The organism is Nitrosomonas sp. Nm166, from assembly GCF_900112825.1.
Classification (GTDB): domain Bacteria; phylum Pseudomonadota; class Gammaproteobacteria; order Burkholderiales; family Nitrosomonadaceae; genus Nitrosomonas.
Genome location: NZ_FONE01000081.1, coordinates 1 through 5010, shown reverse-complemented (window position 1 = coordinate 5010; position 5010 = coordinate 1). Strand labels below are relative to the sequence as shown.

The window sequence follows — 5010 nt, the reverse complement described above, 5'->3', positions numbered from 1 at the left end:
ACAATAAATTCTGAATAGAAACTCGATTTATCCCCCTTGAAAAATGAATCTCTGGCAAATTCGCTCTTATTTTTGATGCTCGTGCAATATCCAGGTTAGGGCAAACTAAACTGAAAATGGTTCATAGGTAGAGCTTACTCAGAAAAGTATAAGTGATTGTTTTTACGTATAAATATATTAAAAATCAATATTTAAGTGCAAGGTTTTTGAATAAATTATGCAAAAACCCTTGCACTTGATTTGAACTCAAGCTCCCCTATGTTCAATCAGTTTTATTAAACCGCATGTTGTTACAAATAATATTCTCTATAGAACAATTGGTTATGAATTATAAATTTTAAACAATTATGAGAAATACTTTTTGAGTAAGCTCTAGGTATATTATTTTTTAATAAACAGTACTCAGAGTATCAGCGGCGTGCACTTAAGTGAAAGACGAAGAAATTGACGTTTTAAACCTAAAAAGGTATAGTGTTGCTCTTTCCGGGGTGTAGCGTAGCCTGGTAGCGCGCCTGGTTTGGGACCAGGATGTCGGGAGTTCAAATCTCTCCACCCCGACCAATTTCAACCCTAAATGTAAGGTACGCTCGACTTGGTGCCCGTAGCTCAATTGGATAGAGCACCAGCCTTCTAAGCTGGGGGTTACAGGTTCGATCCCTGTCGGGCACGCCACAAATATTTCTGTATCATGTGGACTTACATTGCTCAATTCAATTGTAAAAATTATTTTTCTTGTGGTGGCTGTAGCTCAGCTGGTAGAGTCCCGGATTGTGATTCCGGTTGTCGTGGGTTCGAGTCCCATCAGCCACCCCAAAATCAATAAATAAATTATCTCCTCAATGACAAGTAAGATTTTTAGAGTTTCACAGATTTCAGTCAGCTAATCCTGGTCGTCTCCACCCCAGCTTAATCGGGTTTAAGCATAAACTTAATGCATATAAGGTACGGAAAGCGTGAAACAGCTCTCTCGCAAAGAGAAGGCGAAATTAAGTCGAATACTCTTACAATAGAGTGAAAGATACTCCCTTGTAATAATTTCATCGATGCGATCTATACCTGGCCCAAATATCATGGATGGATATTTTATTATAAAAGCGTTAACGTTAACAATTGATCCATAGCTTACGAAGATATAAAGAATGCATTTATCTTATCTCTGCAGCAAGAAAGAAGTTTAATTGAATACAAAAGAAGCTAAAACAGACTCTCAACAAGAAATATATATACAGAACATTATATTACTTTCGCGCACTCTGTGCCAAAAGCGGCTGGGTATCTATTTTTAGCCAACAATTCCCTCATATAGAGATATTATTAGCCTGAGTTTTTTATTTAGTTTAATATCGTACTGAATCTAAGCTATTAACTAATTGGAGCAATACATGGAGATCATCATTATTTTTTTATTAGTGGTGGTTGTTATTATATTTTTATATAAATTAAGGCCTTCTATTCGTAAAGAAAGTAACACTGCGAGTAGGCAGCTTCCTCCTGATGCACAGGCAGAGTCGGAAACTGATAAGCTTATAAGAAAACTCGATGAAAGAGAAAATGCAGAATATAACGCTGAACTAAAAAAACATCGAAATCAAATTAGAGCTAGTAAAAGCACTGTCAGGAACACCACCACTCAAACAACTCATCATAGAAAATCAGATGATGATGAACATATAAAGTAAGGCTCTAGATAGTGTAATGGTCTAATAAATCCGGACACTATTTCAGGTTGTAGTATTACTATCCTTGAGGTAATGGAATGGACGCCCACTACCCTAAACGGCATCAAAGTACCAAAGTAATGGTGTAATGACCACTAAACCAGATAGGAGCGTCTGACATGAAGATTACAACGATAGGCATTGATTTGGCAAAGGAAGTATTTCAGATTCACGGTGTAGATATGCATGGTAAGACTGGGTTGCGCAAGCAATTGCGGCGCAGCGAGATGGTGAAGTATTTTGCCAATTTAGAACCCTGCCTGACTGATATGGAGGCATGCGGTAGTTCACACCCCTGGGCGAGAAAGCTGGGTGAATTTGGGCACACCGCCAAGCTCATGTCACCCCAATTCGTCAAACCCTACGTCAAAACCAATAAGCATGACATGGCGGATGCAGAAGCGATCTGCGAAGCGGTGAGTCGCCCTAACATACGTTTTTTTATTGATCAAGAACATTTAACAACAAGCAATTCTGTCGGTGCATCGTGCCAGACAGGGTTTTGTGAAAGCCAGAACCGCCCAGGCAAACCAGATACGTGGCCTGCTCTCCGAGTTTGGTATCATCATTCCACGAGGCTTCATTCGATTGGCAAACGCATGCCGGACATTCTGGAAGATGCTGAAAACGGTTTGCCAACAACCATGCGTCGGTTGACTTAAAAGGCTAACCGATCACCTCATGGAATTGAGTCGCCAAGTGGAAGAGTTGGAATTGCAGATCAAGCTGTGGCACAAGGAGAACGAAGCCAGTCAAAGACTGGAAGCCATTCCCGGTATTGGCCCGATTGCGGCAAGCGCCATTGTTGCAACAGTTGGGAATGCCACAGAGTTCAAGAACGGCAAGCAACTTTCGGCATGGTTTGGACTGGTACCCAAACAATGCTCTAGCAGTGGCAAGCAGATATTACTTGGTAAAAGTCAAACGTGGCGACACTTATCTGCGCACTTTGCTGATTCATGGAGCACGAGCAGTTAAATCACCTCCGGCAAAGCTGGAGGCTTATATTTGTTAGCCCCTCAAAGGGGCGAAAGCTGGAGCTGCCTAAAGGCAGCATCAGATACCAAGTTTGAGCTGATCATAATGTTCGTCCTCCTTCTCTTGGTTACGGATGTATTCTCTAACCATCTCTTCATCCAATCCGACTGTTAATACAAAATAACCTCGTGCCCAGAAATTCTCGCCCGTAAAGTTTTTTGCTTTCCCCATAAATCGGCGCGCTATCGATATCGCGCTCTTCCCCTTGATGTAACCTATTACATGCGATACCGAATATTTTGGCGGTATACTTATACACATATGTATGTGATCTGGCATCAAGTGCCCTTCCAATATTTGGCACCCCTTTTGCTCTGCCAAATCATGCAGCACTTTTCCCAGATGCTTACGGATTGCTGCAAATATCATCTCTTTCGTTTCTTCGGAATAAAATACTACGTGATACTTATAATCCCATGTCGTATGCGTCAGTCTCTGGTAATCTCTCATCTGATTCTCCTAGCTTTTGGTCAAGCTAAAAGAATCAAGGTGACCGTTTCACTCGGTCAAACCTTTATCAGTCCCCCGGCATAGGCCTGATCTTTACCCAGAATCCAACCTGCTGGGCACGGTATTGTGTACCATATCGTTCATAACTTGCCACATTGCAGTGATGTCGTCCAAGCGTTGTAGTCCAAGCCAGAGCGATTGTGTACCTGGATCGCCATCACTCTTACGACCTGAAGCCACCCAGGCTGGCTACAAGATGAATAGCTTCGCGTAAACTTGGTGGCGTTGATGGAGGAAGAGGATTCTGGGTTGTGAACACCATCAGCGCTTTTCACTCGGCATCCTCAAAATACACCGTGCAAGGTGCTTCTGGGTGATCCGACCAAGTTTGTTCAAATGATAGATTCGCCACGCCACCACCAAGTCAATGGCTAAACATGCTTCGAGTCGATCAACTCGGCCGAATTGGCGCTGTTCTATGCTGCAACCACTCTTTAACATGCGATGTAACACTTCGATACCCCAACGGCGCGTGTACCATAACAACTTCTCTATCGCTTGCTCGAAGTTTATCACTGGCAAAGTAGTGAGCAGGAGCCATTCGAGAGGCTTTGTATCTGCCGGTGCGTCTTGTTCTTGTGCGTAAACAGCCCACAGTGGAATCGTTGGAGCACCTTTATGGCTGCTGGGTGCCAGTAGGGTAACTGCTGCATAACGAATCGCCAAGCGCGCTTCGCGTGCTATACGGCTGCCTTGGCGCGGCAACTGCAATACTTGAATGCCAGCAACTGACCGGGCTTGCAATGTCTGCCATAGCCGCGCCTGTTCACTCTGCAATTGACGGTTATGTTTGGCTCGTACCAGGAGTTTTGGTCCTGCAGGTTGAGTAGTCGCCTCGGCGAATAGCTCGTAGAGATCAGCCTCGCGATCAGCCACATTCACCAGCGTGGTATTTGGACAACGTGTTTGCACAGCCGCCACTGCGCGATAGCCCTTCAGCCATTTGTTACTTTCTTTCTGTTCGATGGGCACCTGATGGCGCAAGGCTTTCTTGCCGAAGGTTAACGGATTGCGCGCCCAGCACTGTACATCGAGAAACCCTAAGGGTGTGCCGTGCACATTGAAGGTAAGCGTACTTTGTAATTGCAATCCTTGCGGTCCCTGCATCCAAGCACCTATCGACCCCAATCCCTCCATAGCCCGATGAGTTGTGTAATCCAGACTAGTAGTATCTTGTATGGTAAGCACTATCGATTCTTTGCTTAGCCGTGCTTCAGTGGCGCGGTAATGCGGTTGTAGCAGAATCTGCATTGTTGTGTCTTTATGCTCCAGAAAACGATAGGCTGCCTTGGTCTTGGCTCTACTGCTACACGCTTGAGGCACACTAGCCGTTGGGCGCGCATAGAAGTCGCGCGCGCGCCAATATTAGCAAACGTTCCTGTAGTCGCGCATCTGGCAGTCTGCAGCTACCGAATTCTTCCTCAGCCCAATCCTCAGGTTCAGAGCATTTAGCAGACGATGTCACCACCTTCGTGCATAACCCTGCGCGCCAATCCGATTGCAACGGATAAGCCCAGATGTCCTTGATCGTTCCCAACGCAGTATGGGTTCGATCCTGCCTCCCACGTCCCTGGGTCTGCCCCAGATAAATCCAATTGGCCGCACAGTAACATGTTCCACGGTAGTGCGTGCTATCTACAAAAGTTTCTAGGGTCTGTTGACGTTTTAAGATAAGTATTTAATAAATAGAGACAAACTCGTAATATTGGGGGTTCCTATACCACCAACAAAACGAGTTTGCGAT

At 44.6% G+C, this 5010-nt stretch carries 2 protein-coding genes, 3 tRNA genes and 2 pseudogenes; 5 read left to right on the top strand and 2 right to left on the bottom strand.

What is annotated here, in order from left to right:
• Positions 1–484: 484 nt before the first annotated feature.
• The 5 genes and pseudogenes from BM021_RS14465 to BM021_RS14445 all read left to right on the top strand — a co-directional run.
• Positions 485–561 (top strand) — tRNA-Pro (locus BM021_RS14465).
• Positions 562–595: 34 nt separating this feature from the next.
• Positions 596–672 (top strand) — tRNA-Arg (locus tag BM021_RS14460).
• A gap of 65 nt (positions 673–737) precedes the next feature.
• Positions 738–813, top strand: a tRNA-His gene (locus BM021_RS14455).
• Between the two features lie 569 nt (positions 814–1382).
• Positions 1383–1679: a hypothetical protein gene (locus BM021_RS14450; RefSeq protein WP_090721694.1), complete on the top strand. Its 297-nt coding sequence runs from the start codon at positions 1383–1385 to the stop codon at positions 1677–1679.
• Positions 1680–1837: 158 nt separating this feature from the next.
• Positions 1838–2694 (top strand): annotated as a pseudogene (locus BM021_RS14445) (IS110 family transposase); the annotation flags it as partial.
• A gap of 80 nt (positions 2695–2774) precedes the next feature.
• Here BM021_RS14445 and tnpA read toward each other — a convergent pair.
• Both tnpA and BM021_RS14435 read right to left on the bottom strand, forming a co-directional pair.
• The gene (gene tnpA / locus BM021_RS14440) at positions 2775–3206 is read right to left on the bottom strand and encodes an IS200/IS605 family transposase (RefSeq protein WP_090721693.1); all 432 of its coding nucleotides are present in this window, start codon (positions 3204–3206) and stop codon (positions 2775–2777) included.
• Positions 3207–3527: 321 nt separating this feature from the next.
• Positions 3528–4607: pseudogene (locus BM021_RS14435) on the bottom strand (IS4 family transposase); the annotation flags it as partial.
• Between the last annotated feature and the right edge of the window lie 403 nt (positions 4608–5010).

Coding starts and splice junctions, on each gene's coding strand:
- BM021_RS14450 (WP_090721694.1), top strand. CDS start 1,383: ATGGAGATCATCATTATTTTTTTATTAGTGGTGGTTGTTATTATATTT.
- tnpA (WP_090721693.1), bottom strand. CDS start 3,206: ATGAGAGATTACCAGAGACTGACGCATACGACATGGGATTATAAGTAT.